The sequence below is a fragment of the Acinetobacter sp. YH12156 genome (assembly GCF_013418235.1).
GTDB classification, from domain to species: Bacteria; Pseudomonadota; Gammaproteobacteria; order Pseudomonadales; family Moraxellaceae; genus Acinetobacter; species Acinetobacter pseudolwoffii.
The window spans coordinates 1-23,841 of sequence record NZ_VPCL01000001.1 but is presented as its reverse complement, the minus strand read 5'-3'; the positions used below and the strand labels follow the sequence as shown (position 1 = coordinate 23,841).

The following is a 23,841-nucleotide window of genomic DNA, read 5'->3' as shown; positions in this document are numbered from 1 at the left end:
GGTCTGAGGCAAACAGAAATCTGCAACATGCAGTTGCTCAGTGAATATTTTGATGCATTTTCTTTAAATATACTTTCTATACCATAGTCTATATAAATTTCTATTATTCAAGTGATGCTTTTTTCAACAGATTTTAGATCAATATTGCTGATTATTTTTAACTTATCAATTTTTCCCTAAAAAATATAAATTCTAAAGTTTCCTTAAGTAAGTCTATTACTTTAAATCATGATTAAAATTTTATTCCAGTTGATACAGATGCTTTTAAAGCAAATAAATTGAGCAAAATTGTTGCGCCGAATACGGCTATTTTTTGCTATGATGAATAGTGCTTTATTTTCACACAATGAAATCAATGATTTAGTCGTGGTACACCCGTGCTTGCAATAAGCGCAAATAAAGTACGATCTGGACAACTTTAGCACAGTTAAGTGCATTAATTTCAATAGGTTAAGCTCATGCTTTTAATGGTCGACAACTATGACTCCTTTACTTATAACATCGTTCAATATTTTGGCGAACTGAATCAAGAAGTAAAAGTAGTCCGTAATGATGCCGTGACATTGGAAGATATAGAGCGATGGCAACCCAAGTATTTAGTGATTGGCCCCGGCCCATGCTCGCCGAGTGAAGCAGGCATTTCGATTCCTGCGATTCAGCATTTTGCTGGAAAAATTCCTTTATTGGGCGTTTGTCTCGGCCATCAGAGTATTGGTCAGGCATTTGGCGGTGACATCATACGTGCCAAACGTGTCATGCACGGCCGTCTGTCGGATATGTACCACAGCGATACCGGGATTTTCAGTAATCTTCCGTCGCCATTTCCTGCAACGCGCTATCATTCCCTGGTGATTGATCAAGCCACCTTGCCTGAATGTCTGGAAGTGACCTGCTGGACCAATGAAGCCGATGGCTCTATGGAAGAAATTATGGGGGTAAAACATAAGACATTGCCGGTCGAAGGCGTGCAGTTCCATCCTGAATCGATCCTGAGCCAGCATGGCCATCAAATCTTTAAAAACTTTCTCGAAATTTATGCCTAAGAACATCTTATGAATATTCAACAAGCTTTAAACAATATTACCAAAAACATTCACCTGACTCAGGATCAAATGCAAGACGTGATGCGTGCCATCATGTCAGGTGAAACCACTGATGCCCAGATTGGTGCCCTGCTGATGGGTTTACGCCTTAAAGGTGAAAGCATTGATGAAATTACCGCAGCCGCACGGGTCATGCGTGAACTGGCTACCAAAATTGATGTCAGTGATATTCCCTATTTAGTCGATATTGTCGGTACAGGCGGTGATGGCCAGAACCTGTTTAATGTCTCTACTGCTTCCGCATTTGTAATTGCAGCAGCGGGCGCAACCATTGCCAAACATGGTAACCGCGGCGTTTCGACCAAATCAGGGTCGTCAGATTTACTGGAACAGGCCGGGATTAATCTGGACCTGAATATGCAGCAGACCGAGCGCTGTATCCGTGATGTCGGTGTCGGTTTCCTGTTTGCACCCAATCATCATCAAGCCATGAAATATGCAATCGGCCCACGTAAAGAATTGGGGATTCGCAGCATTTTCAATTTACTTGGCCCGCTGACCAATCCGGCCGGCGTCAATCGCTTAGTCATTGGCGTGTTTTCCAATGAACTGTGCCGTCCAATTGCAGAAGTAATGAAACAGCTCGGTGCTGAACATGTGATGGTGGTGCATTCTCGCGACGGGCTGGATGAGATCAGTCTTGCCTCTGCAACGTATGTGGCAGAGCTAAAAAATGGCGAAGTGACTGAATGGGAAATTACCCCTGAATTGGTTAATATCGAATCCCAAACCTTGACTGGTTTAATTGTAGAAGATTCTGCACAGAGTCTGGCATTAATCAAGGATGCATTGGGCAAGAAAAAATCAGAGATCGGTGATAAAGCGGCCAATATGATTGCCCTCAACGCGGGTGCAGGTATTTATGTCTCCGGTTTGACCAGCAGCTATAAACATGGTGTTGCATTGGCACATGACATTATTTATGGCGGCCAGGCTCTGGAGAAAATGAGTGTGCTGTCTGAATTTACCAAAACCATTAAACAATACGAAGCTTAATTCGGTCAGGAATTTTGATCATGGTGGATATCGCAAATACAATTTTAGGCAAGATTGTTGACCGTAAAACGGAAGAATTTGCTCTACGTTTAAAGCAGAAAAGCTATAAAGATCTGGAAGAGCTGGCTCAAGGTGCATCAGCTGTGCGTGGTTTTGCCCAGTCTTTAATGTCAAAACGTCCGGGTGTAATTGCTGAAATCAAGAAAGCCTCACCATCTAAGGGGATTATTCGTGAGAATTTTAATCCTGCGGAAATTGCAGCACAGTATCAAGATGCGGGTGCCGCATGTTTATCTGTCCTGACCGATGTGGACTTTTTTCAGGGTGCAGATGAAAATATTCAGATTGCCCGTTCGCATTGTGACCTGCCGGCGCTGCGCAAAGATTTCCTGATCGATCCTTATGGAGTCATTGAAGCACGTGCCTTAGATGCAGATTGTATTTTACTGATTGTGGCATGTCTGTCAGATCAGCAACTGGAAGAAATGTCGAAGACTGCTTTTGAGCATAATTTAGATGTTTTAGTTGAAGTACATGATGAAGCAGAACTGGAACGTGCGCTGAAACTTTCAGATCGCTGCTTGCTGGGTGTGAATAACCGTAATTTAAAAACCTTCGATGTCGATTTAGATACCTCGATTCGTTTAAAGAACTTACTCGATCCTTCCCGCCTGTTAGTCACTGAAAGTGGTATTGCTACTCCTGCCGATGTGGCGATGATGCAGCAGCATGATATTCATGCCTTTCTGGTCGGTGAAAGTTTTATGAAACAGCCTCGACCTGATCATGCATTCCGTAACCTGTTTGGTGAGCCGGAATCTGTTTAACTATTGACTAGTTTAATACTTAGACCAAGCCCAATTTCAGGATTGGGCTTTTTTATTTTCAGGATTGATAAGAAAAGAAATGGCATCATGTGAATTCACAAATACCGAAGCATGTCATGCAAGCAATTCATTTCTCCTTTATCTATTTTCAGACTATAATTCTGTTAAATTCCGCATCTTCCTTGTTTTTACATTATGAGTAAACACGATTCTTCATTATCTAAAGATCAGTACAACCTGCTGAAATCTTTTAAGAAGCAAATTACACAGCCACATACCCCTGCGGTTGTTGCTGCACCCGTTGAAAAGACTGTCGAGCAAGAAGCTTTAGAAGAACTGGAATTATTCCGCAAGCAAATGCAGGGCGTGCAAAAAATTGAATCGGGAAATACCGTTCAATTGGACAAACCACGCAAGAAAAAACCGGATGCACAAGTTCTGGCAAAGCGTGCAGCGGCGACTGGCCCGATGGAAACAGATGCCATGGCATTATCGGACACGCAGGCCATGCTCAATCCTGTCGGGAGTCAGGCCAACTTGAGCTATCGCATTGCCACCTTGCAGCATAAAGTGTTTGAAGACTTAAAAGCCGGCAATTTACGCTGGTTTGAAGCTGTGGATCTGCATGGCTGTACCGTGGAAGAAGCGCGTCAGGCGGTGCTACAAATTATCCAGATCGCCAAAGATGAAAACCAGAACGTGATTAAGATCGTACACGGTAAAGGCCCGGAAGCGATTTTAAAAACCTATGTGAATGGTTGGCTGCGTCAGCATCGCGATGTTTTGGCTTTTGTCAGTGCGCCTGAAAAACAAGGCGGTACTGGTGCAGTTCTGGTTCTGCTAAAACGTGCAGAAAAGAATCCAAAGTTTAAACAGTAACCGGTTTTCGCCTCAAAACAAGGCATTGTAAAAGTTTTCTGCTACAATGCCGTCCTTGTTCATTCTCAGTTTAAGTGAATACGTCATATGACTATGCAGCAATCCTACGCAAACATTCTTACTGCCGTTGGCGAAGATCTCAATCGCCCTGGTCTCAAAGATACGCCTGTGCGTGCTGCCAAAGCATTTTCATATTTAACCTCGGGTTATAGTCAAACACTTGAAGAAGTCACCAACAAAGCGGTCTTTCCTTCCGACAACCGTGAAATGGTGCTGGTCAAAAACATCGAATTCTATTCCTTATGTGAACATCATTTATTACCATTTTATGGCCGTGTCCATATCGCCTATTTACCAGAAGGTCATGTCTTGGGCCTGTCCAAATTTGCCCGTATTACTGAAATGTTTGCGCGTCGTTTGCAAATCCAGGAAAACTTGACCCAGCAAATTGCAGAAGCAGTGGCGGAAATCACCAAAGCACGTGGTGTCGCCGTGATGATTGATTCTGCACATATGTGCATGATGATGCGTGGTGTGGGCAAACAGGAATCGACCACACGTACAGTCTCTTTTATTGGTGATTTTAAAACTGATAAAGAAACCCGCCGTGAGTTTTTAAGTGCAGTGCCAGAAAGCTACTAAGCCTTAAAAGCCAATTATTTAAAGCCTCGATCATTCGGGGTTTTTTTAATTTCTTATAAACTGCTCTGGTCAGAGAATATCGATATCACAGCTGCTGTTGACCAAATTTGCATTCGTTATACTTGCAGCTAAACAATTGCTGCTTATCTTTGCAACAAGCCTACATTTAGATACATGATAAAGTTTTAATCCAGTTAGTCCTCGCTTAAAGTAAATTGACGTTGATATACAGCAAACAGCTTTATATCTTTCTGCTTGATTTTTAATGACAAGGAAAATGACCATGGCGAATAGCAAAAACAATCAGGACAAAGACAGCAAGAAATCTGCAAAAACTGCTAAAAAGACGCAAGATGAAAAACTGAAGAAGTCAAACAAAAGCAGTGACAAGGACAGCGATCGCAAAGTCAGCAAAAAAGCTGAAAGTGCTAAATCTAAAGCAGCATCTTCTAAAAAAGAGAATGCCAGTAAAGATGAAAAAGTAAAGGCGAAGAAAAGTGCGAGTTCTAAAGGCAGCGATAAAGCCAAAGACCTGAAAACATCTTCAGCGAAAAAACCGGCTAAAGCGAAAAGCAGCAATAAGAGCAAAGATGAAGACAGCAAGACGAAAAAATCTTCTTCAAAAAAATCAGCACCGGCCAAAAAGCAGTCAAGCACTTCGTCCAAGAGCAAGTCTGATAAAGCCAAAACCTCGAAGACCAGTTCGAAAAAGTCAAAGTAAAATCCAAGCCCCATGACTGGGGCTTTTCTTGATCCTGATCTCGGGTGAGTAGATCAGTAGAATTATTTTATATTTTTTAGTGTGTTCTTTATTGGGTGATATCTACTCTTCTAAATATAAGGCAAAGATATGAGTCCAGCAGCCAAAAATCCGCCGCCAAAACGTCAGTCACGGGTGGTGTCGAATAGTTTTGATTATTCTCTGGACTTCGAAAAGATTAATTTTCGCAAACGGCCCGAGTTGTACCGAATTGGCCGAGGAGAACAAGGCGTATTATTGGTGGAGCCTTATAAATCTGAAATTCTGCCGCACTGGCGCTTTGCGGATGAAGAAAAAGCCCAAGCCAGCAGTGACAAAATTTATCAGCTATTCCTAGCTTATTTAAAACAAGATGATTTTATCGGTGCGGACATGGCACGCAAGTTTTTACAGATGGGTTATACCCGTGCCCGCCGTTACGCCAACCATAAAGGTGGGAAAAAATATAATGGGCCGGTTCCGCAAGATAAGAAAGGCTTAAGCGGCGCACATGGCCGTTCAGAATTGCCACGCAGCCACGAAGATCCGGTCAAAGCAGCGGCCGCCAACATTTTTAAACAAAAATGGAATGATGCGAAAAACCATCCAGACTATATTCAGCAAAAGCGAAAATTTCAGGAATTTATCCAGCAACATACGGCAGAGGAATAAAACTTTTAAGCTAGCTGGATCATTGCTGCCCCACTGGATTTGAGGGTGGCTGTGCCATATAGACCCGGTTACGACCGGTATTTTTCGCCATATACAGTGCGGCATCCGCAGCATCTAAAAATCGCTGATAATCCGGATGCCCGTCATAGAGCGTACATCCAATACTGATCGTGATTTTAAACTGTTGTCCTTGCGCGGCTTTAATCATGCCATTTTCAACATATTTACGAATACTTTCGGCAATACTTAAGGCACGTTGTTTATCTGTGTCGACCAGCAACAATAAGAATTCTTCCCCACCGACCCGGAAGGCATAATCACTGCCCTGACTGTATTTTTGCAGCGCTTCGGCAATAAATTTAAGTGCCAGATCACCTGCGGCATGTCCAAATTTATCATTGATACTTTTAAAGAAATCGGCATCCATCGCAAGTAAAGACAAAGGTGTATGATTTTTACGGGAAAAAGTGATTTCACGAGAAATCACCGTATTTAAATAACGGCGATTTAACAACTGGGTCAATGAATCATTGCCTGATTCAATATATTCCGCAACCTGAAATAACTGATCGACCAGCAGTTGAATTTCACGGTTTAAGTCACGGATTTGTTGAATCAGCCCCAAGACATTATTTTTATCCGTACAATCCATGATGGTCTGATTAATTGCATCAATCTGATAAATCCGCTCAATGATTAAATCGACCTGGTCCGAACCGGTAAAAGCATAAGAGGCTTTATGGATAAACCATAAACCGAACTCAGATTTGGACAACATCGGATGCTTTAAATTGTCAGGGCTCGAAAAGACCTTGAACATCAGTTCATTTTCCCAGTCCAGCAATGAGCTGCGCTGTTTGTCTTTTTGTACCGCCACATCCTGCATGGCTGAAAAAACACGGTAACTGTGTTTGATTTCCTGATTCACGGCTGTTTTGGCTTCATAAGAACGGCACATGATTTCTGTGGCAAATCCCATGATTTGCACAATATAACTGCAGGCGGTCAGCATGCTGTTTTGAGAAGATGCTTGCAACAGTTCAAAAACCTTGCGTTCAATTTCACGGACACCGCGCATGATTAACCAGGAAGGGATACCGACTCGGGCATGTACATGTCCAACCATCGCCTGCTTTTGTACGGCTTGCGCATAACTCTTGTTGATCGGTACGCTAAAACTTTCTGACAGCCATTGAATCAAAGTATTACGCAAACGCTGCTGAACCATCTGTTCGGTCAGGAACTGGGCCGATTCTTTTTCTAAGAGCATATTCTTATAGAATTCTTCGACCAGAATAACAGAATGTTCCTGAACAAAATGAAATGCATGCAATAGATCATCTGCTGAATAATTCTGACAGATCTGCCTCCATTGTTCGGCCAGCATTGCCATGCATTCATTATTCATACGCCCTATTCCCCAAAACACTGCAATTTGCACTAACATTATGTGACAAATATAACAAAATTCGGGTGCATTAACTAAAATATCGACAAGATTATTCCAATTATACTGATCGATGATTCACAGGAAAAGTTTCGTAAACTAGCCCTTAAAATATATAAGCCGTTTAAAAATAACGGATCAGGCCCAAACTCCATTGATCCCAGTCTTTCGCCTGTTGTTGCTGATATTCCCAAGACAATCGAACCGCATTCTGTGCAGTAAAGGCATATTGCAATTGGGTATTTAGCTTCAGATGCCAGCGATGCGAATCTTCCCAATAAGGCAGTTCCACTTGCACCAGACTGTTGATCTGATCAGTCCAGATATTCTGGCAGCCCAAAGTTGGCCCTGCTCCTACGCGCCAACCCTGATCGAGCGCCTTGCCCGCCTGAACGTGAGTTTGCATTTGTGCATAGCACAAATGTTCGCGGCTCGCATTTGCCCAGCTATAGCCCGCTTGGGTCTTAAAACCGGCGACGCCATGCTGTTGCTCTTCGCTAAACTGGCCATGACGGTCTAAGGCTTCCTGTGTCCAGCCCAGATTAAAACCCCAAGATAAGGGCGTATTAAATGGATTAATCGGGTTATAGGAATTGACGGCCAGTAAATCCAGATGTTCCAGTTTGAGTTCACTATTACGATATTGTAATGCCCCATCCAGAAACAGCAGTTGTGTGCCGGTACGCAAACCACCCTGTGGATCGATTAAATCATGATAAGCCTGCCGATGCCCAAGCTGAACAAAGGATTCGCCCTGAACCTGTCCGGCCTCAAAACTGATATTTCGTGCATGATGACTTTGTACTGGATCTGTTTTCGAACGCTCAGGTGCTTGACGCTGTTTCTCGATAGCCAGCTGACTTCTTAAGCCCAATAACTTGCGAAAACGTGGCTGGGCAAAGGACTCATCTACTTTCTGTCTGAGAAAATCCAGATATAGATGATCATAGGCCATTTCCAGCACTTTGGCCTGATCCTCTGCCGGATAAGTTTGCAACATTGAAGGCATGGTACCTGTTTCTGCATAAGCCAGCTGATGAGCCTTTTTTGCCAAAGCTTTGCCATGCTGTCTAGATTGAGCCAGCAACTGTGTTTCCAGGGCAGGACGATAAACTTTCTGTTTGATCAAGCCCTGCTGTTCTACCACTTTCAAGGTTTCGATCGGAATGGCAGTCGAATTAAACTGTTTTTGTAGATTCAACTCAGGACGCACCAGATCGAATAGCCCCAGCAAGCGATAAGCACAATTATCATTGATAAAATAATAAGGGAAACTCACCTTTTGCATTTCCCAAAGATGCTGCACCAGAAACCGGGTCTCTTGTGGAGTTAAATTTAATTCATATTCCCATAAATCCCGGCTTTCAAAGTCGCCATATTCTTTGACCTTGCGATAATACGGCATCAGGGAATATTCACCCAGATATTGTCCGGTCAGTCCTTTCCAGGCAAATGACCAGTTGTCATTGCCGTCGACGGTTGCGGCATAGTTGACGGCATAGGAAATCAGGTTGAGCTGCTGTTGATCTTTGGGATCTAGACGCAACAAGGTATGCCCGAACATCGAACTGGGATTACCCATAAAATCTGTGGCATAAATCAGCGTGGCCTGATAGGGCTTGACCTCAGCAATCCATCGATCAAAATCCGGACAACTCACTTCAGGTAATTGCTGTTCGGAAATATCCAGCTGCTGCATTAACCAGCTGCTTCGGGCCGGAAACTTACAACGGATGGACTGATTCGGTTCTGTACTGCCAAATAAGGCCTGAATATTATGCTGTATTTCTTTTTTGAGATCAGTCTTTCCCTGCTCTGCCAGAAAATAGCCTGAATAATCGACCTCGCTGTGGCCTTTAGAATTGGCATACATCAGACGCTGCCAGGTGGTGCTCTGATCTAGGCGTTTGCTTTTGGCCTGATCGAGATAATGCTGGATATCCGGATTAATTTCGTTTGCAAAACTTAAGGGACTGAAGGCCAGACCCAACATGAAGAACGCATATTTCATTCAGTTAACTTATTCTCGTCAATTTCTTTGAGTCATAAGAAAAACCCTGCCAGAGCAGCAGGGTTTTCAAAGTGCGGATCAGATGTAAGATTTCAATACTTCATCTTTGGCCATCACTGTTTGTAATGAACTCAGAACTTGAAGGGTATTCTGGTTTTGTTCGGAATAGATTTCAGAAAAATTCTGCTTGGAAATGTTAAAGAAATGGCCTTTGTCTTCAGATTTGATATTCAGAAGTTCGGCCAGAACATTCAGGCTTTCACCTTCACCCACTGCCATATCACGCGCCAGTGCTTCAGCATTTTCATTGGTAAAAGTCACCACTTGAGCGGTGACTGTTCCACCCTGGCTACAACCCAAAGTACCAAACGTGATCCCGAGCCATTGATTCGTGAAAAGAACGTTGGTGGTACCTGCTAAAAGTTTAGGAATAATACCAGTCTGACCGGCCCACACCTGACTTCCGATACCACAGCCGACATCTCGGTCAGCCATCGCCATACTTGAACCAGTCGCTAATACTGCCGCCAGCATAATTTTTTTCAACATACTTATTCTCCAGTTATTCTCATGCAATCTTTGTTATTACTCTCATTATGTAATTTGACTTACACACTCAGCAGAGTAGCGATAAGTCAGGTTTGGCGCAATCGAAAAAATGCATGCTTTACATAAACATAACCTGAATAATTCCATTACTCTTTCAGCGTCCAGTCGCCATGTAAATTGCGCTGCCCTAAAATCTTCAGTACCAAGACCAGACTCAGCAATAACAACAAATACCAGGACCCGAGTTTGCCCCAGCCCACCATATGCCATTGTTCAATCTGACTTGGATAGAGCCAGATCTGATAAAAGGTACTGATGTTCTCGGCAATCCAGATGATAAAGGCCAGCAGCAGCAAGATCGGTAACATTGGCAACTGAAAAGCGTGCTGATTCAACTGAAAACGAATTTTAGTTTTCCAGAACATCAGCACGCTCCAGACAAATAAAAGCATGCGATAGTCAGGAATAAAAAACTTGCTCATAAAGTTGATATAAGACAACACCGCCAGCAGCAACATATGGCGAAAGCCTGGCAACTTTTCAAATGAGACCTGATATAAACGCAAGGAACGCGCAAAAAAACTGCCGACCGCAGAATACATAAAACCGGCAAATAAAGGCACGGTCATAATTTTAAAGATTGCCGGTTGTGGATAATACCAGGAGGCAATCGCAGGATGGGTCAGAAAGATTTCCATCACCATGGCCATGAGATGAAACAGCGCAATCACTTTGGCTTCGGCCCAGGATTCCAGTTTGGTATAAAGCAGCAGCACCTGAATGAGCAGGGCAAAAAATAACAGATAGTCATAACGGTAAAAACCGTAAAACAGATCACTGCCCATGGCAGCAGTGAGTGCAAACGCCAGCAGGAGTAGAATCCCAAATAAGGCAGCCGAAGCTGCCTTATAGGTAAATTCAAACCCTGATTTGAATAGATCGATCAAGGTTTAAATCCTAAAGATATTTAGCACTATACTCATGTACGGTATCAATAAAGGCTTTTGGATTGGCTGGATCGACCCACTGGGTAATGCCGTGGCCGAGGTTTGCTACATAACCGGTTTTTTCACCATTGGCATAAGCATCATCCAGCATGGCTTTGGTCGCCTTAATAATAGTTTCCGATGAACCATATAAGGTCGCAGGGTCGAGGTTACCCTGAAGCGCAGCACGACCCGCAACGGTTTGACGTGCTACATCCAGTGGTGTGGTCCAGTCCAGACCAAAGGCATCTGCGCCTGTAGCGATCATCGGTTCCAACCACTGACCGCCACCTTTGGTAAACAGAATTACTGGAATCTTGCGGCCATCTTTTTCACGGTGCAAGCCAGTAACAATCTTCTTCATATAGTTGAGCGAGAATTCAATATATTCACGATGTGCCAGTGCGCCGCCCCAACTATCAAAAATCTGTACCGCTTGTGCACCTGCATCAATCTGCGCATTCAGATAATCAATCACGGCATCGGCTAGACGTTCCAGCAAAGCATGCAGCACTTCAGGCTGTGCATACATCATATTTTTGGTGAAACGGAAATCCTTGCTTGAACCACCTTCCACCATATAAGTCGCCAAGGTCCACGGACTGCCAGAGAAACCGATCAGAGGAACCTGGCCACCCAAGGCCGAACGAATGGTCGACACTGCATTCATCACATAATCCAGATCCGATTTTGCATTAAAGGCCGGCAGATTTGCGACATCCTGCTCGGTACGGACAGTTTTATGAAATTTAGGCCCTTCACCCACTTCAAAATACAATCCTAAACCTAAAGCATCAGGCACTGTCAAAATGTCAGAGAACAAAATCGCGGCGTCCAGATCATAACGGCGTAAAGGCTGTAAGGTCACTTCACAGGCCAGTTCAGTATTTTTGCAAAGAGAAAGGAAATCTCCTGCCTGAGCACGCGTTGCGCGATATTCTGGTAAATAACGGCCCGCCTGACGCATCATCCATACCGGAGTGGCATCTACAGGTTCACGCAACAAGGCGCGCAGAAAACGATCATTTTTTAAGGTCGTCATTTACTTTCCTATCTATCTTTGATATTCGCCATATCATAACAAAAAGGTTGTATTTTTAATAACTTCTGCTGACTTTAAAAACCGATCAGCTTAAGCGGCCAAATGTGATGTTTTACACAAAACAACTACTGCATCTCCACATTTTTTCTGTAATACTTATAGTGTTTTTTCACATTTTTAAAGAAATAATTTTAAGGTTGATTTACATGTTCGTTCGCACAATGCTCGCTGTGAGTTTAGGTTGCATTTTCGCAGGTACTGTTTTTGCTGCGTCTACTGCTGAACAACCATTGAACCCGCAAGTTGTTACCGATGTTTCAGTCCAGGATCCTATTGATCCACTCGCGACTGAAGCTTCAGCCGCCCAAGCACCGGCTGAAGCCAAAATTACGGCGCAAGAACAACAAGACTTAAATCAGGCCTCTGAAGCACTGAATGAGCTACAAGATACCGAAGATCAATCTGCCGACATTGGTGCAGCACCAAATACCAAGGCCCCGACGAACTCTGCTGCGACCAAAGCTTCGTGGACTTTAGACGGCTTAAACAATGCCCAGTGGTATGAAAACATTGGTGCAGGTCAATTTCCGGTCTACGCACGTGCACATGTCATGCTCAACAATGCCCACGCTTCACCGGGTGCGATTGATGGTACCAGCGGCAAGAACACACTGAAAGCAATTGCCTCTTTCCAGCAAATGAATGGCATCAAGCCAAATGGCGTACTGACGCAGGAAACCTGGGACAAACTGGTGGCACGTCAGGGTTCCAAGCCGACCTTTGTAGAGTACACCATTACTGAAAAAGATCTGGCAGGACCATTTGCCAAATCGATTCCTTCAGATTATGCGCTACAGGCGAAAATGAAAGGTTTGTACTACACCAGCGCATCTGAAATGCTCAGTGAAAAGTTCCATATGGATGAAAACTTCCTGAAGAAGTTGAATCCAGGTGCTAATTTTAACAAAGTCGGCCAAAAGATTCTGGTGACCAATGTTCGTAATGAGCTACCAGAAGGTATTCACTTGATTGTTGCACATAAAGGTGCCAAACAACTGTACTTATTTAACAGTAAAAATCAAATGATCGGCTCATTCCCTGCCAGTATCGGCAATACCAGTACGCCTTCACCAACGGGTACTTATAAAATCACCGGCGTTGCACCAAATCCTTGGTATAGCTACTCGCCAAGTAACTTTGTTCAAGGTAAAAACACCAAACCACTGTCTCTACCACCAGGTCCAAACGGCCCGGTCGGTAATGTCTGGATTGGTCTCAACAAAAAATCATTTGGTATTCACGGCACACCGAATCCGTCCATGATTTCTAAATCCTATTCACACGGTTGTATCCGTCTGACCAACTGGGATGCCAATGATCTTGGCCGTAAAGTCAAATCTGGCGTAACTGTTCGTTTCTTAGAATAATGATCCGTAAAATGCTTTGAATAAAATGGCCCGCTTTTCAGTGGGCTTTTTTATGACTTGATTTTAAGCTGATATATCGTTGCAAAAATGCAATGATATGTCGCCTATTTGAGATTTTTTTGAGCTTAAAACAACAGTATGATGATCTCAAGTTGAAAATAAGATCGAGATGAAATCATGAAGGCTTTTCTACATCCTAGCGAAAATCGTGGTCATGTAAAAATGGGCTGGCTGGAGTCTAAGCACAGCTTCTCATTTGGTAACTGGTATGATCCCAAGTATATGGGGATCAGTGCCTTACGTGTTATTAATGATGATTTAATCGATGGGCATCAGGGTTTTGGAACCCATCCCCATGACAATATGGAAATCCTGACCTGCGTACTGAAAGGAACCATTACTCATCAGGACAGCATGGGCAATCATGGCGGCATTGCTGCGGGTGAATGGCAGCTCATGAGTGCCGGAACAGGTATTCGTCATAGTGAAATGAATCAGGGCGATGAGCAGGTACATTTACTGCAAATCTGGATTATTCCCAATGAACAGGATGCCAAACCGAATTATCAGCAAATTCGTCTGGATCCGCATGAGCAGCCCAACCAGTGGCATTTAATTTGTGGACCGAATGACAATGCGCCGATGCATATTCGTCAGAATGCTGAAGTCAAAACTGCGGTAATTCAGCAAGGTCAAAGTTTGCAAGTGCAGGCCACCCAGCAGATCAATTATATTCATGTAGTTTCTGGCACTGTGCAGATTGCAGAACATAGAGTTGAGGCGGGTGGTGCAATTGCTTTTCTGGATGACTCAGAGATTCAAGCCATCGATGATGCGCAAGTGATCTGGTTTGATTTACCAGAAGTGCCTCACTAAGTTTTAAGGCTCTCACCCATCATGGCTATTAATCACTTTGATGAATAGCCATGATGGGTGAATCGAGAATAAAAGCAGACAGAAGCTTTATCAGAAGATAATTTTTTAAAAACAGCTATAAAAATCACACCAATTCACATCAGTTTTTTACTTAAAATTCTGGCATTTCAGGCGAAGATGAAGCTGATTCATTTCTATTGAATGAACGCATCGCGAATGGCTGATCTGGTCATGGTCTTATATGGGATTCAACGTCTATCCAGCTTTGTATTGATTTTAAATAAACCAAAGAGCAACGCTTATGAACCAGATTTTAGAAATTCAGAATCACCAGCAACATGCTCTGCATTTTTTACTAGCGTTTTTAAAACAACAAAACTATCAGTTCACAGCCATTACCCCGTTGTCGCATCAACGGATTTTAGATCGTAAAAGAAACGAGAAAAATCAGGAAATAACCCTGCAGGATATATTTGGCTGGAATCTGGAATTTAGCAAAACCGATCTTGATCCGGTTCTTTTTTCCTTGCTGGCAAAACAGCAACTTCTACAGGTTCAGGATGAGCAATACACCAGTCTGGTCAGAGTCGCTTCACTGGAAGGTGAACTCTTTATTCACTCTTCCTTTCCGACCACACAACAGGATGCTGTTTTTTTTGGTCCCGATACTTATCGCTTTGTCTATCATCTCAAGCAATATCTAGCCACCGAACCTCGCCCTTTCAAACGGGCTGCTGAAATATGCTGTGGCACCTCTGCTGCTGCCATCAGTATCGCCAAATACTTTCCGGATCATGAGGAAATCTTTGTAGCAGATCTAAACCCCAAAGCTTTGCTCTATAGTCAGCTCAACATTGATTTTTCGGGTTTTGCTTCAATCTCTCCTGTACAGAGCAATTTATTTTCCAATCTTGAAGGTCAGTTTGACCTGATTTTTGCCAATCCACCTTATTTAATTGATCCTGAGCAACGGCAATATCGACACGGAGGTAATGAGCTCGATGGCAATGAATTATCTTTTAAAATTATAAAACAAGGCCTGCAAAGGCTAAATTCAGGCGGCCGTTTATTTTTATATACCGGCGCTACCATCACACGAAATGGCAATCGATTTTTACAGTATCTGCAAGACCTGATGCAGCAGCATCAAAATATTCACTGGTCTTATGAGGAAATTGATCCGGATATTTTTGGTGAAGAATTAGAGCAACCTGCTTATCAGCATGTGGAAAGAATTGCTCTGGCTCTGATTAAGATTGAAGTATGCGATTGAAGAATATCTTTTTATAAATTATCGACTTTTTAAATATCGGACCTCTTCAAGATCCGTTTATTTTAAATCATTCTGTAAAATTCATCAGCAATAAAAAACCCCAATCTTTCGATTGGGGTTTTTAAAATTTGGCGGAAGCGGTGAGATTCGAACTCACGGAGGACTCACACCCTCGTCGGTTTTCAAGACCGGTGCATTAAACCGCTCTGCCACGCTTCCATGGGCGCAATAATACGGCGCTTTTATGCAACTGACAAGTGAAAGTTACAGTGAATCTGATTAACTGCATATAGTTTCATCAAATCCCTACAATTTGGCGGCCAATTCGGCTCCTTCACGAATGGCACGCTTGGCATCCAGCTCGGCAGCCAGTTTAGCCCCACCAATAATATGATATTGTGCCAAGGTATTTTCCCCGGCAAGTGGCATCAAATCTTTTACCGACTCCTGTCCTGCACACACTACAATACTATCCACACGCAATAATTGAGCGTGGTCATCCACCTCAATCCATAAGCCTTCATCGGTAACAGATTTATATTGCACACCGCGCAACATGCGCACCGCGTGTTTTTTTAATTGGGCACGATGTACCCAGCCTGAAGTCTTGCCTAGGCCTGCGCCAAGCGGTGTCTTTTTACGTTGTAATAAATAAATTTCACGAATAGGTGCTTCAATTTCTGCACCTTGCATGCCGCCTTCACTGACATAATTTGGATTCGGGTCTACACCCCATTCACGTTTCCATTCATTCACAGGTTGCGGCTGTACCTGATGCGGCGGCTTTAACAAAAACTCGGACACATCAAAACCAATACCGCCTGCACCAATGACTGCAACACGATCTCCGACTGGCGCACCGCGTAGTACTTCTGCATAAGACAAGACTTGCGGTGCCTGACTGCCTTCGATCTTAAGCGCTCGCGGCACGACACCAGTCGCGACAATGACTTCATCAAAACCTTCACGTTCCAGCTGTTCACGGTTCACTTGGGTATTTAATCGCACATCAACGCCGGTTTTTTCCAATTGGACTTTAAAATAACGAATCGTTTCGTGAAACTCTTCTTTCCCCGGAATGACTTTAGCCAGATTAAACTGTCCACCCACTTCATGACTGGCCTCAAACAGCGTCACATCATGCCCGCGACTGGCTGCGACTGTGGCCGCAGACAGCCCTGCAACACCACCACCGACCACTGCAATACTTTTGGCTTTTTTGGTTTTGACATAGACCAGTTCGGTTTCATAGCCGGCACGTGGATTGACCAGACAGGTTGCGCGCTGGTTTTTAAAGGTATGATCCAGACAGGCCTGATTACAGGCAATACAGGTATTGATTTCATCAACACGATTGGTCGCGGTTTTATTGACCCAGAAGGCATCTGCCAAGAATGGACGTGCCATCTGCACCATGTCTGCCTGGCCGGAAGCCAGAATTTCTTCAGCAGTATCTGGCATATTGATCCGGTTCGATGCAATGACCGGCACCGCCACGTGCTTTTTCACTTCAGCGGTATAATCGACAAAAGCTGCACGCGGTACAGAAGTCACAATGGTGGGAATACGTGCTTCATGCCAGCCAATACCGGTATTGAGTAAAGTAATCCCCGCCTTTTCCAAAGCTTTAGCCACGGTAATCACATCTTGCATGGTATTGCCATCATGTACCAGATCCAGAAGCGACAAACGGAAACAGATAATAAATTTTTCGCCAATTTCCTCACGAATCGCTTTGACAATTTCTACGGCAAAACGCATCCGGTTTTCGATCGGGCCACCCCAACGGTCAGCACGCTGATTGACATGCCGGCTTAAAAACTGATTCAGCAAATAGCCTTCAGAACCCATGATTTCTACGCCATCATAGCCGGCTTTTTTGGCAATACTGGCCGTTCTGACATAATCCTGAATGGTATTCAGAATCTGTTTATCTGACATTTCACGTGGTTTAAAGGGAGAAATCGGCGACTTGATCGGGCTGGCCGAGACCACAAAAGGCTGATAGCCATAACGTCCGGCATGCAGAATCTGCAACAGAATTTTGGCACCATGCTTATGCACTGCATGCGTCACCAAACGATGCGGCGCAATGTCCCCCAAAGTATTCATGGTACCGCCCGCCGGTAACAACCAGCCTTGACGGTTGGGCGATATTCCACCCGTAATCAGCAGACCTGCGCCACCCTTTGCACGCTCACCAAAATACGCAGCCAGTTTGGGATAATTATAAAAACGATCTTCTAGGCCAGTATGCATCGACCCCATCACCACCCGGTTCTTAATGGTGGTAAAACCCAAATGCAGTGGCTTTAAAATGTTGGCATAGCGCGTCGTAGTCATAACAAATCCCTGATTATATTTGGCTGAGCAAGTCATTCCCTTACTTTAACTGATTTTCAGTGGCTTTTTATGACCCGGAGTTCAGCATTTTCAGGCACAAATATCAATCTTTAGAAGAGGATCACTTTCTATTTGGCGGATTAATCCTGCCATTGTCGCGCGCTAGATTTCCATAATGCAATCACGCCCAATACTGTACCAATCGGAAAACTCAGGAGCATCAGGATGGCCATAATTCTGGATAAAGTCCGTCCTGAACCATTGCCCTGTTTGACTTTGATGCTGGCCTGTATATTAAAAAATACCAGGCCGCCTAAAAGCAGCAGCACCATACCTAAACTCAGCGTAGAAATACTGGCTTGCTGATATTCCAGATATAAAAATACCAGTGTACTAAAACCAATCAGACCGGCATAAATCCCATGCAACAGTGCCAGCGTTTCATTCTTGGTTTTAGGATTTAAATTAGGTAAGGGTGGGATATGAGTCGCCATGCATTTATTCCTGTTTTATCTGAGTTTTTAACTTTATTCGGCTGAATATAGCGAATTTTTAATTTTTTAGCAGGATTCTGCTCAAAATCGTGCGATTTATGATTATTTAAGCCTATTGAATATAGATTTTAAAACGAGTTTTTCTTTTCTAAAGCAAACCTAAATAAATTAATGATACAATTGAGACAATATGTATTTTTTCAGGCCACCAATTATGGCGTGCCTATTTCATATCATTAGGATGAACAATGTCTGATAATGCAACTATCTTGCAGAATGTCCCAGTAGGTAAAAAAGTTGGTATTGCCTTCTCTGGTGGTCTAGATACTTCTGCTGCTCTTTTGTGGATGAAACAAAAAGGCGCTGAACCTTATGCTTACACAGCGAACTTGGGTCAGCCAGACGAAGACGATTACGATGCGATTCCAAAAAAAGCTGAAGCTTATGGCGCAGTAAAAGCACGCTTAATCGACTGCCGTTTACAGCTTGCATTAGAAGGTATTGCTGCAATTCAATGTGGCGCGTTCCACATTTCAACTGGCGGTGTTCCTTACTTTAATACGACTCCTCTTGGTCGTGCTGTTACAGGTACCATGCTTGTCACTGCCATGAAAGAAGATGACGTCAATATTTGGGGTGACGGTTCTACTTACAAAGGTAACGACATTGAACGTTTTTACCGTTATGGTTTGTTGACCAACCCTGCGCTTAAAATTTACAAGCCTTGGCTAGACCAAACCTTTATCGATGAGCTTGGCGGCCGTGCAGAAATGTCGCAGTTCCTGATCGACAACGGTTTTGACTATAAAATGTCAAAAGAAAAAGCCTACTCAACAGATTCAAACATGTTGGGTGCGACCCATGAAGCCAAAGATCTTGAATACCTGAATGCGGGCATCAAAATCGTGGATCCAATCATGGGCGTTGCCTTCTGGAAAGATGACGTAGAAGTTAAAGCTGAAGAAGTATCGATTACTTTTGAAGAAGGTTTCCCTGTTGCGATCAACGGTCAACGTATCGAAGATCCAGTTGAATTCATTCTTGAAGCAAACCGTATCGGTGGCCGTCATGGTCTAGGTATGTCGGATCAAATCGAAAACCGTATTATCGAAGCAAAATCTCGCGGTATTTATGAAGCTCCGGGTATGGCGCTGCTTCATATTGCTTACGAGCGTCTTGTGACCGGTATTCATAACGAAGATACCATCGAACAATACCGCATCAACGGTTTACGTTTAGGCCGTTTGTTGTACCAAGGCCGTTGGTTCGATTCTCAAGCGCTGATGTTGCGTGAAACTTCACAGCGTTGGGTGGCTAAAGCCGTGACCGGTACTGTGACTTTAGAACTGCGTCGTGGTAATGATTACACCATCATGAACACTGAGTCGCCTAACCTGACCTATGAAGCTGAGCGCTTGACCATGGAGAAAGGTGATTCTATGTTCTCTCCAATGGATCGTATTGGTCAGTTGACCATGCGTAATCTGGACATTACCGATACCCGCGCAAAACTTGGCATCTATACAGAAACTGGTTTGCTTGCAGTGGGTACAGCCTCTGCAGTGCCACAACTGAAAGACAAAAACTAAGTTTTGTTTTTGTTAAAAAACCGCTCTTGATGAGCGGTTTTTTTATGGATAGTTGTTCTTGATGTTTAAAGCATCGAGCCATTAGCGGTATCTGAGTTGACGGAACGAAGTGATTGATAATAAATCTTATTGCGCCCAAGCTGCTTGGCACGATACAACGCCTGATCTGCAATTCCCAATAATATATCTTTATCAGTATCTGTTTCACCACGATAGACGGTAATGCCTAAACTGATGGTAATATGTTTCGCAACCAAAGATTTTTCATGGGGAATTTCCAGACGGTCAATCGCCTTGAAAATATTTGAAGCTACGGCATAAGCACCATGTGCATCTGTTTCTGGCAATAACACAACAAACTCTTCCCCGCCATAACGCGCCACAAAGTCCATATGACGGATCGCATTCTTGATGGTTCTGGCAATGGTTGAAATAACATCATCGCCTTTCTGATGCCCATAAAAATCATTATAGTTTTTAAAAAAGTCCACATCGATAAACAGAATCGCCAAGGCAGTGTCTTCACGACGGGCCCGTTCAAAATACACTTCAAGCGTTTCATCGAAGGTTCTCCGATTGGAAATCTTGGTCAGTTCATCATACTGGCTTAAATGTAATAATTCGGTGGTATGAATACGCTGGATCTGCTCACTGATTCTGGCCCGGATACTGTATAAAAAAATCACACGCTCACGCGCGAAAATCATATGACTAATTACATAACCCAGTAAGCAACTCCCAATCAGAATTCGCCCAAAAACCAGCGGATTAAAGTCTATGGCCATGATTGATAATACAATAATGGTCGTTGCTGCAGCGACCAGTCCGGTGACCAGCATCTGTACAGGCTTAATACCGGTCAGGATATAACCCAGGATATACACGATTGTGACTATCGCCATGGATTGATGCTGCAAGGCATCAGTTTTAATCGACATGGTGATACATGAAATTGACACCAGCATCCAGAATACCAGCAGCATTGAAGCTTGCAGAAAAAAGCGCTTGATCTTGGGTAAACAGGAAAACATATAAAAGAGAATTAATGACATACCGCCATTCAGTAGCCCGAACATAGACAGCACAAAATCATGCACGAAATATTCTTTACTGATAATCCAGTAATCTGTGGGGATCATCACCACCAGAAAAATAAAATAAGCCAATACCCCACCCCAAACATATTTTTCGACATGTTTGCGGGCACGTTCCAGATTTTTTGTCCAGAATTCCTGTTCCAGATGTTGAGGGAAAACCGGGCCTACACGCTGACTTTGGCGTGTAATTAATTCTTCTATGTTTTCCTTGTCATCTTGTAATTTCGCTAAACTGTACTTGTATTCCATTGCAAGTATTTATGTAATTTTTTTAGTAATTTTAAAATAACATACTTTTTCAAATTAATTTATAGATATCCCTTATTTTGTAGCGCTTTCTCGTTACCATTTTTACTATAGATGGATTATCATTTGTTTTATTTGTTCGACTGAATTTGCCTTGAATACGATTACGATTCTCCAGCCAGATGATTGGCACGTTCACCTGCGTGATGGTTTAGCACTTCAACGTACCGTTCCCGATTTAGCCAAGCAGTTTTCTCGCGCCATTTGCATGCCAAATCTGGTGCCACCCGTAAAAACCGTCGAAGAGGCCAATGCCTATCGTGAACGCATCATGGCACATGTGCCTGAAGGGGTAAATTTCGACCCACGTATGGTGCTGTATTTCACTGACAACATCCCGGCAAGCGAAGTTAAAAAGATCAAAGAATCTGCGCATGTTAATGCCATCAAGCTCTATCCTGCGGGTGCGACCACCAACTCCGACAGTGGCGTAAGCGATATGAGCAAGGTCTATGGGGTGATTGAGCAGCTTGAAGAACACCAAGTGCCTTTATTGCTACATGGTGAAGTGACTCATAATCATGTCGATATTTTTGACCGTGAAAAGCGCTTCCTGGATGAAGTTCTGGCACCATTACTTAGACAATTTCCCAAGCTGAAACTGGTGCTCGAACACATTACTACCAGCGAAGCCGCAAACTTTGTACTTGAGCAAGACCGTAATGTCGCTGCAACCATTACGCCACAACATTTATTGTTTAACCGCAATGACATGCTGGTCGGTGGGATCAAGCCGCATTTCTATTGCTTGCCGATTTTAAAGCGTCAAACACATCAGCAAACTTTGCTGGAAGTGGCCACCAGCGGTAATCCTAAATTTTTCTTGGGAACAGATAGCGCGCCGCATTCGAAAAATGCAAAAGAAAATGCGTGTGGCTGTGCAGGATGTTATAGTGCGCCGACTGCCATTGAGCTGTATGCTCAGGCATTTGATCAGGTGGGTAAAATTGAACGCCTGGAAGGTTTTGCCAGTCACTTTGGCGCAGACTTCTATGGCCTGCCACGTAATACCAGCACCATTACACTGGTTAAAGAAGATCAAGTAATCCCTGAAAGTTTAGACTATTTGGATGGTGAACAGATTATTCCGCTCTATGCGGGTAAAACCATTCAATGGAGAAAAGTGTGACAAATGAAACCCTCCCAATCATTGGTCAACGTTTTCGTGGATTCTTACCTGTAGTTGTCGATGTCGAGACGGCAGGTTTTAATGCACAGACTGATGCATTGCTGGAAATTGCGGCCATTCCGATTGTTTATAATGAGGATGGCCAGTTTGTGCCGGGTCAAGCTTACCATGCACATATCAATCCTTTTGAAGGGGCCAACCTCGATCGTAGGTCACTGGAATTCATCGGCATTGATCCGTCAAATCCGATGCGAATTGCCATGGCTGAAGATGAAAAAACCGCATTAAAGCGTATTTTCAAATCGGTCAATGACGTGCGCCGTCAGCAAAACTGTACCCATGCGGTTTTGGTGGGTCACAATGCACATTTCGATTTAGGTTTTGTTCAGGCAGCAATTGCCCGTACCGGCACCAAAAACCAGAACCCGTTCCATAGTTTTTCTGTGTTTGACACGGTGACCTTGAGTGCGGTGATGTTTGGTCAAACCGTACTGGCGAAATCCTGTATTCAGGCCGGGATCGATTTTGATGGCAAAGAAGCTCACTCTGCGTTATATGACACACAGAAGACGGCTGAACTGTTTTGCTATATTTTAAACAAACTCGCGCCTCACCTGCTTGACACTCTGGTGGCGGATCAATAAGATACCGCCATCTTCTAAACGTCCCTATCGTCTAGAGGCCTAGGACATCGCCCTTTCACGGCGGTAACCGGGGTTCGAATCCCCGTAGGGACGCCATATATTTTCCTCCCTTTTCATATTTTTATTTTTCAGCGACTTAAGCTGCTTAAATCTTACACATTTAAAGCCCAATTAATGCAAATAATTCTCATTACTATTGATTATAGCAATCAAGTTAATGATAATCGCTTTCATTATCTTTCAAAGATTTAACCTTCTCATGCGTTTTGCCTACTCTTCACTTTCACTTGCTATATTGGCAGCTTTATCAACCTCTAGTTTCGCAGAAGAATCCAGTTATCAAGAATCCATCCCTAATGAAGCTACGGTTAAGTTCAACACGATTATTATTGAAGCTCAGCAAGGAAATGAAGTTGGGAAAACGGTTTATAGCAAAGAAGATTTAGCAAAAACGCCGAATAGCTCAAAGAATATAACTGATTTTTTAAAGGTGAATCCGAATGTGCAGTTTAGCCAATCACAGTTAGCAGCAGGCTCACAAGGTGAACTTAAACCCTCTGAAATTTCTATCAATGGTGCTCAGGTAATCCTCCCATAAATAACCGAAGTTAAAAGTAGAGGTTAAGCAGCCATTAGAGGTGGCTTTCCTTTGTTAGCTTGATGTGGTCTTTCATGGTTGTAATGCCACAACCAGTTTGTTGCATAATCTTGTACTTCATCCAAAGTATCAAATAAATGCTTGCTCAGCCAACTATAACGTATGGTCCGAT

The 23,841-nt window shown here is 43.4% G+C and carries 23 protein-coding genes and 2 tRNA genes; 15 read left to right on the top strand and 10 right to left on the bottom strand.

The window, feature by feature from the left end; genetic code table 11:
• The first annotated feature begins 458 nt into the window (after window positions 1–458).
• From FTU87_RS00125 to FTU87_RS00095, 7 genes are all read left to right on the top strand, one after another.
• Complete coding sequence (locus FTU87_RS00125) at window positions 459–1,043, top strand: aminodeoxychorismate/anthranilate synthase component II (protein WP_005096412.1); 585 nt, start codon at window positions 459–461, stop codon at window positions 1,041–1,043.
• 9 nt (window positions 1,044–1,052) lie between these two features.
• Complete coding sequence (gene trpD, locus FTU87_RS00120; RefSeq protein ID WP_180096454.1) at window positions 1,053–2,099, top strand: anthranilate phosphoribosyltransferase; 1,047 nt, start codon at window positions 1,053–1,055, stop codon at window positions 2,097–2,099.
• Window positions 2,100–2,119: 20 nt separating this feature from the next.
• On the top strand, window positions 2,120–2,926 hold the full coding sequence (gene trpC, locus FTU87_RS00115) for an indole-3-glycerol phosphate synthase TrpC (protein ID WP_005096409.1): 807 nt from the start codon (window positions 2,120–2,122) through the stop codon (window positions 2,924–2,926).
• Between the two features lie 195 nt (window positions 2,927–3,121).
• Entirely contained in the window at window positions 3,122–3,805 is a 684-nt protein-coding gene (locus FTU87_RS00110) for a Smr/MutS family protein (RefSeq protein WP_074383030.1), read from the top strand.
• A 93-nt stretch (window positions 3,806–3,898) separates the two neighbouring features.
• On the top strand, window positions 3,899–4,447 hold the full coding sequence (gene folE / locus FTU87_RS00105; protein ID WP_005096407.1) for a GTP cyclohydrolase I FolE: 549 nt from the start codon (window positions 3,899–3,901) through the stop codon (window positions 4,445–4,447).
• A 283-nt stretch (window positions 4,448–4,730) separates the two neighbouring features.
• Window positions 4,731–5,168: a hypothetical protein gene (locus tag FTU87_RS00100; RefSeq protein WP_005096405.1), complete on the top strand. Its 438-nt coding sequence runs from the start codon at window positions 4,731–4,733 to the stop codon at window positions 5,166–5,168.
• A 129-nt stretch (window positions 5,169–5,297) separates the two neighbouring features.
• Entirely contained in the window at window positions 5,298–5,858 is a 561-nt protein-coding gene (locus FTU87_RS00095; RefSeq protein WP_180096453.1) for a DUF4385 domain-containing protein, read from the top strand.
• A 19-nt stretch (window positions 5,859–5,877) separates the two neighbouring features.
• Here FTU87_RS00095 and FTU87_RS00090 read toward each other — a convergent pair whose 3' ends face one another.
• The 5 genes from FTU87_RS00090 to hemE form a co-directional block, all read right to left on the bottom strand.
• On the bottom strand, window positions 5,878–7,266 hold the full coding sequence (locus FTU87_RS00090) for a diguanylate cyclase (RefSeq protein ID WP_180096452.1): 1,389 nt from the start codon (window positions 7,264–7,266) through the stop codon (window positions 5,878–5,880).
• Between the two features lie 163 nt (window positions 7,267–7,429).
• Window positions 7,430–9,316, bottom strand: a complete 1,887-nt coding sequence (locus tag FTU87_RS00085; RefSeq protein ID WP_180096451.1) for a DUF4105 domain-containing protein — start codon at window positions 9,314–9,316, stop codon at window positions 7,430–7,432.
• 78 nt (window positions 9,317–9,394) lie between these two features.
• On the bottom strand, window positions 9,395–9,865 hold the full coding sequence (locus tag FTU87_RS00080) for a DUF3015 family protein (protein WP_005096400.1): 471 nt from the start codon (window positions 9,863–9,865) through the stop codon (window positions 9,395–9,397).
• Window positions 9,866–10,011: 146 nt separating this feature from the next.
• The gene (locus FTU87_RS00075; protein ID WP_005096399.1) at window positions 10,012–10,812 is read right to left on the bottom strand and encodes a DUF817 family protein; all 801 of its coding nucleotides are present in this window, start codon (window positions 10,810–10,812) and stop codon (window positions 10,012–10,014) included.
• Between the two features lie 10 nt (window positions 10,813–10,822).
• Entirely contained in the window at window positions 10,823–11,893 is a 1,071-nt protein-coding gene (gene hemE / locus FTU87_RS00070) for a uroporphyrinogen decarboxylase (RefSeq protein WP_005096398.1), read from the bottom strand.
• A 206-nt stretch (window positions 11,894–12,099) separates the two neighbouring features.
• Between hemE and FTU87_RS00065 the strand changes: the two genes are divergently transcribed.
• The 3 genes from FTU87_RS00065 to FTU87_RS00055 all read left to right on the top strand — a co-directional run bounded on the left by FTU87_RS00065 (window position 12,100) and on the right by FTU87_RS00055 (window position 15,469).
• A complete protein-coding gene (locus tag FTU87_RS00065) occupies window positions 12,100–13,320 on the top strand; it encodes a L,D-transpeptidase family protein (RefSeq protein WP_005171817.1) in 1,221 nt (406 codons plus the stop codon).
• A gap of 177 nt (window positions 13,321–13,497) precedes the next feature.
• Window positions 13,498–14,196, top strand: coding sequence for a pirin-like bicupin family protein (locus tag FTU87_RS00060; RefSeq protein ID WP_180096450.1), 699 nt, complete (start codon window positions 13,498–13,500; stop codon window positions 14,194–14,196).
• Between the two features lie 301 nt (window positions 14,197–14,497).
• Complete coding sequence (locus tag FTU87_RS00055; protein ID WP_005096395.1) at window positions 14,498–15,469, top strand: class I SAM-dependent methyltransferase; 972 nt, start codon at window positions 14,498–14,500, stop codon at window positions 15,467–15,469.
• Window positions 15,470–15,598: 129 nt separating this feature from the next.
• On the opposite strand, the gene FTU87_RS00050 is transcribed toward FTU87_RS00055, so the two are convergent.
• From FTU87_RS00050 to FTU87_RS00040, 3 genes are all read right to left on the bottom strand, one after another.
• Window positions 15,599–15,688 (bottom strand) — tRNA-Ser (locus tag FTU87_RS00050).
• 87 nt (window positions 15,689–15,775) lie between these two features.
• Window positions 15,776–17,812, bottom strand: coding sequence for an NADPH-dependent 2,4-dienoyl-CoA reductase (locus FTU87_RS00045; RefSeq protein ID WP_180096449.1), 2,037 nt, complete (start codon window positions 17,810–17,812; stop codon window positions 15,776–15,778).
• 140 nt (window positions 17,813–17,952) lie between these two features.
• Window positions 17,953–18,306 carry a hypothetical protein gene (locus FTU87_RS00040; RefSeq protein ID WP_100534377.1) on the bottom strand — a complete coding sequence of 118 codons (354 nt, stop codon included), beginning with the start codon at window positions 18,304–18,306 and terminating at the stop codon, window positions 17,953–17,955.
• A gap of 248 nt (window positions 18,307–18,554) precedes the next feature.
• Here FTU87_RS00040 and argG point away from each other — a divergent pair, with 248 nt between their 5' ends.
• Window positions 18,555–19,895: an argininosuccinate synthase gene (argG, locus tag FTU87_RS00035; protein ID WP_100328771.1), complete on the top strand. Its 1,341-nt coding sequence runs from the start codon at window positions 18,555–18,557 to the stop codon at window positions 19,893–19,895.
• 65 nt (window positions 19,896–19,960) lie between these two features.
• On the opposite strand, the gene FTU87_RS00030 is transcribed toward argG, so the two are convergent.
• Window positions 19,961–21,241 carry a diguanylate cyclase gene (locus FTU87_RS00030; RefSeq protein WP_180096448.1) on the bottom strand — a complete coding sequence of 427 codons (1,281 nt, stop codon included), beginning with the start codon at window positions 21,239–21,241 and terminating at the stop codon, window positions 19,961–19,963.
• 151 nt (window positions 21,242–21,392) lie between these two features.
• On the opposite strand from FTU87_RS00030, the gene pyrC reads away from it, so the two are divergent.
• From pyrC to FTU87_RS00010, 4 genes are all read left to right on the top strand, one after another.
• A complete protein-coding gene (pyrC, locus tag FTU87_RS00025) occupies window positions 21,393–22,427 on the top strand; it encodes a dihydroorotase (RefSeq protein WP_180096447.1) in 1,035 nt (344 codons plus the stop codon).
• Entirely contained in the window at window positions 22,412–23,071 is a 660-nt protein-coding gene (gene rnt, locus FTU87_RS00020; protein WP_034608604.1) for a ribonuclease T, read from the top strand. The genes pyrC and rnt overlap by 16 nt, the downstream gene beginning before the upstream one ends.
• Window positions 23,072–23,091: 20 nt before the next feature.
• Window positions 23,092–23,167: transfer RNA gene (locus tag FTU87_RS00015), tRNA-Glu, on the top strand.
• Window positions 23,168–23,330: 163 nt separating this feature from the next.
• The gene (locus tag FTU87_RS00010; protein ID WP_257220443.1) at window positions 23,331–23,669 is read left to right on the top strand and encodes a hypothetical protein; all 339 of its coding nucleotides are present in this window, start codon (window positions 23,331–23,333) and stop codon (window positions 23,667–23,669) included.
• A 23-nt stretch (window positions 23,670–23,692) separates the two neighbouring features.
• Here FTU87_RS00010 and FTU87_RS00005 read toward each other — a convergent pair.
• Window positions 23,693–23,841: integrase core domain-containing protein (locus FTU87_RS00005; protein ID WP_180096446.1), on the bottom strand; the 149-nt coding region annotated here is incomplete at its 5' end.

Excerpts from the sequence above, each read along its gene's own strand:
- FTU87_RS00125 (WP_005096412.1), top strand. The coding sequence starts at position 459 with ATGCTTTTAATGGTCGACAACTATGACTCCTTTACTTATAACATCGTT.
- trpD (WP_180096454.1), top strand. The coding sequence starts at position 1,053 with ATGAATATTCAACAAGCTTTAAACAATATTACCAAAAACATTCACCTG.
- trpC (WP_005096409.1), top strand. The coding sequence starts at position 2,120 with ATGGTGGATATCGCAAATACAATTTTAGGCAAGATTGTTGACCGTAAA.
- FTU87_RS00110 (WP_074383030.1), top strand. The coding sequence starts at position 3,122 with ATGAGTAAACACGATTCTTCATTATCTAAAGATCAGTACAACCTGCTG.
- folE (WP_005096407.1), top strand. The coding sequence starts at position 3,899 with ATGCAGCAATCCTACGCAAACATTCTTACTGCCGTTGGCGAAGATCTC.
- FTU87_RS00100 (WP_005096405.1), top strand. The coding sequence starts at position 4,731 with ATGGCGAATAGCAAAAACAATCAGGACAAAGACAGCAAGAAATCTGCA.
- FTU87_RS00095 (WP_180096453.1), top strand. The coding sequence starts at position 5,298 with ATGAGTCCAGCAGCCAAAAATCCGCCGCCAAAACGTCAGTCACGGGTG.
- FTU87_RS00090 (WP_180096452.1), bottom strand. The coding sequence starts at position 7,266 with ATGAATAATGAATGCATGGCAATGCTGGCCGAACAATGGAGGCAGATC.
- FTU87_RS00085 (WP_180096451.1), bottom strand. The coding sequence starts at position 9,316 with ATGAAATATGCGTTCTTCATGTTGGGTCTGGCCTTCAGTCCCTTAAGT.
- FTU87_RS00080 (WP_005096400.1), bottom strand. The coding sequence starts at position 9,865 with ATGTTGAAAAAAATTATGCTGGCGGCAGTATTAGCGACTGGTTCAAGT.
- hemE (WP_005096398.1), bottom strand. The coding sequence starts at position 11,893 with ATGACGACCTTAAAAAATGATCGTTTTCTGCGCGCCTTGTTGCGTGAA.
- FTU87_RS00065 (WP_005171817.1), top strand. The coding sequence starts at position 12,100 with ATGTTCGTTCGCACAATGCTCGCTGTGAGTTTAGGTTGCATTTTCGCA.
- FTU87_RS00060 (WP_180096450.1), top strand. The coding sequence starts at position 13,498 with ATGAAGGCTTTTCTACATCCTAGCGAAAATCGTGGTCATGTAAAAATG.
- FTU87_RS00055 (WP_005096395.1), top strand. The coding sequence starts at position 14,498 with ATGAACCAGATTTTAGAAATTCAGAATCACCAGCAACATGCTCTGCAT.
- FTU87_RS00045 (WP_180096449.1), bottom strand. The coding sequence starts at position 17,812 with ATGACTACGACGCGCTATGCCAACATTTTAAAGCCACTGCATTTGGGT.
- FTU87_RS00040 (WP_100534377.1), bottom strand. The coding sequence starts at position 18,306 with ATGGCGACTCATATCCCACCCTTACCTAATTTAAATCCTAAAACCAAG.
- argG (WP_100328771.1), top strand. The coding sequence starts at position 18,555 with ATGTCTGATAATGCAACTATCTTGCAGAATGTCCCAGTAGGTAAAAAA.
- FTU87_RS00030 (WP_180096448.1), bottom strand. The coding sequence starts at position 21,241 with ATGGAATACAAGTACAGTTTAGCGAAATTACAAGATGACAAGGAAAAC.
- rnt (WP_034608604.1), top strand. The coding sequence starts at position 22,412 with ATGGAGAAAAGTGTGACAAATGAAACCCTCCCAATCATTGGTCAACGT.
- FTU87_RS00010 (WP_257220443.1), top strand. The coding sequence starts at position 23,331 with ATGCGTTTTGCCTACTCTTCACTTTCACTTGCTATATTGGCAGCTTTA.